The organism is Frankia sp. CoWAU3 (genome assembly GCF_977971855.1).
On the sequence record NZ_CDWWXB010000233.1, the window covers coordinates 2,804 to 5,531 of the forward strand.

Sequence of the window (2,728 nt, forward strand, 5' to 3'; positions counted from 1 at the left end):
CGCGGCCGGCCGCGGGCGAGTCGGTCACGGCGGCATGTTCGTCGCCGTCCTCGGCCACACCGATGCGCCCACCGCCACCGCGCTGGCCGGGCTGCGGCCCCGCAGCGCCCCGGCGATCGCGGTGCTCGTCAACGTGGCCAGCTGGAGCACCGCCGCGGCGGCCCCGAAGATCGCCGCCGACCTCGAAACGACGCACGCGGTGCTCACCCGCGCCGGCTGGGCGGTCCTCGGCGCGGCGGCGGGCACCAGCCTCGCGGCGATGTGGCCGCGGGTCGCCGCCCGGGCCCGGGGCACGGGCGGCGTCGGTGCCCCGGGTGCCGCCGGAGTCTCCGGACGTCCCGGGGCCGCGGGACTCACCAGAACCGTGGGACTCACCGGGGCGACGGGGCACACCGGCGATCTCCACACCGGCGGACGGTCTGTGCCGTGAACGCCCGCCCGGCGCCCACAGTGATCGCCACCGTCGCCTGTCTGCTGTCCACCAGCGCGCTGACCCGTCTGTTCGAGGGTGTCCTCTGGTGGTTCGGGCCGGTGCTCGTCGCCACGACCGTGGCCGTCGGGACGGGGGTGGCGAGCCGCCTGCTCCGGCTGCCGGCGGCGGCCGAGATCCTGCTCAGTCTGGTCGGCCTCATCGGCACCGTCACCGTGCTGTCCGCGCGGTCGACGGCGTTGCTGGGCTTCCTGCCGACCGCCACCACGGTCGGGACGCTGCACACGCTCATCTCCGCCGGCGGCTCCGACATCTCACGGCTGGCCGCGCCGGTGCCCGCCCGGCCGGGCCTGGTGGTCCTCACCGTGATCGGCGTCTACCTCCTAGTGATGATCGTCAACCTGATCGTGGTGAAGTTCGACCACCCGACGCTCGGCGGCCTTCCGCTGCTGGCGCTGTATGCGGTGTCGGCGGCGATTCTGCCCGGGGGGGTCGGCGTGGTGCCCTTTCTGCTCGGCGCGGTGAGCTTCATCGCCCTGCTCCTGCTCGACGGGCGGTTGGCGTACGAGCGATGGGGCCGGACCGTCTCCGACCAGCGGAGGGCTGGCGTCGAGATGTTCGGCGGTCGCATCGCCGTGGGCGCGCTCGGGGTCGCCGTCACCGCGCTGGTCGCCGCGATCGTGGTGCCGCTGGGCCTGCCGTCCCTTGACGGCGAGGGACTGGTGTCGCGCAAGGGTGGATCCGGTGCCGGGGACGGTCCGAGTTCGGCCAGCGTCGTGCAGCCGATCGTCTCGGTGAGCCAGCAGCTGCACGCCAGCACGGAGGTGCCCCTGCTTCGGCTGCGCTCCGACGAGCCGAAGTATCTGCGACTGACGGCGCTGGAGAACTTCGACGGCCAACTGTTCACCCTGCGGGCGTTGAATGCCACCCGGGAAGACCGGGTCAGCGAGGGATTACCGAAACCACGGACGGGCGGCGCTACCCAGTCGGTACGTGCGGAGGTGGCCGTCACCGGGCGGTTCAACGAGCTGTATCTGCCGGTTCCGGGCATCCCAATCCGGATCGAGGGGCTGACCGGCGACTGGCGGCTGGCGAGCCCGACAGGCACGATCTTCTCGACCCGGACCTCGACGGCGAACGCGCACTACCAGGTGGACGCGGTGGTGCCGAATCCCACAAGCGCGCAGCTTCAGGCCGCGACCGGGCCGATCCCGGACTCGCTCGGCGTCGCGACCGCGCTCCCTGACAATCTCGATCCCCAGCTGCGTCAGCTCACCAAGGCCGTGACCGCGGGTGCGCGCACCCCCTATGAAAAGGTGTACGCGATCCAGGAATACCTGCGGGGGCCGCAGTTCACCTACGACCTCCGGGGCGCCCCCACCACGCAGGAGGGCGCGCTCAGCCAGTTCCTGTTCGACACCCACCGCGGCTACTGCGAACAGTTCGCCTCGGCCATGACGGTCATGGTGCGGATACTGGGCCTACCCGCCCGGGTCGCGATCGGCTTCGTCCCCGGGGCGCGGCAGAGCGACGGCAGCTACGTCATCACCAACCGGCAGGCGCACGCCTGGCCCGAGGTCTGGTTCCCGTCGATCGGCTGGATCAGCTTCGAGCCGACCCGCCGCAGCGACGGAACCACCTCGGCGCCGTCCTACGCCCCCGCCGGGCCCGAGGACCCCGACAACGACGCCGCCCTGCCGGAAGAGCAGGCTCAGGCCGAATCGCAGGCAGCGCCCGAGCCGGTGCCCGTGCCGGATACCTCCACGCCGGCTCCCGGCGACGATCCGACCACGATGGGCGCTGCGCGGTCAGGTGACGACGCATCGACCTCCACCGAAATTCCCTCCTGGGTGGTCTGGCTGTGCGCTGCCCTGCCCGTCCTGGGCCTGCTAGCCGTTCCGGCGATCATCCGGATCCGGCGGAGGCGGGTCCGGCTGCGCCCGGCCGAAGACGATCCCCCAGATCCGTCTGGGGCGACGGTGGAACGGGTCCACGACGCCTGGGCGGAACTGCTGGACGTCGCCGCGGACCTGGGAATCATGATCCGGCCGAACGACTCGCCGCGGGCCGGAGTGGCCCGGCTGACCGCCTACCTGGACGCCGAGCCGACCACCGCACAGGCTCCGGGATCCGGCCCGGAACCGTCTGCGTGGCAATCCAGGGGCAGCGAGCCCCCCACGACCTACCCGCAGGCCCGCGCGGCACTCGCCCGACTGGCCTCCGCGGAGGAGCAGGCCCGCTACGCGCCGCCGGAGATGGCCGCGCCGCCGTCCGTCGCAGACCTCCGCGAAGATGCCG

General features: G+C 72.8%; 1 protein-coding gene and 1 pseudogene. Both read left to right on the forward strand.

What is annotated here, in order from left to right; all coding sequences use genetic code 11:
- A pseudogene (locus tag AC08ON_RS16075) lies at positions 1–430 on the forward strand (DUF58 domain-containing protein); the annotation flags it as partial.
- Positions 427–2,728 (forward strand): transglutaminaseTgpA domain-containing protein (locus tag AC08ON_RS16080; protein ID WP_476617262.1); only part of this gene is annotated, 2,302 nt, incomplete at its 3' end. The pseudogene AC08ON_RS16075 and the gene AC08ON_RS16080, both read left to right, overlap by 4 nt.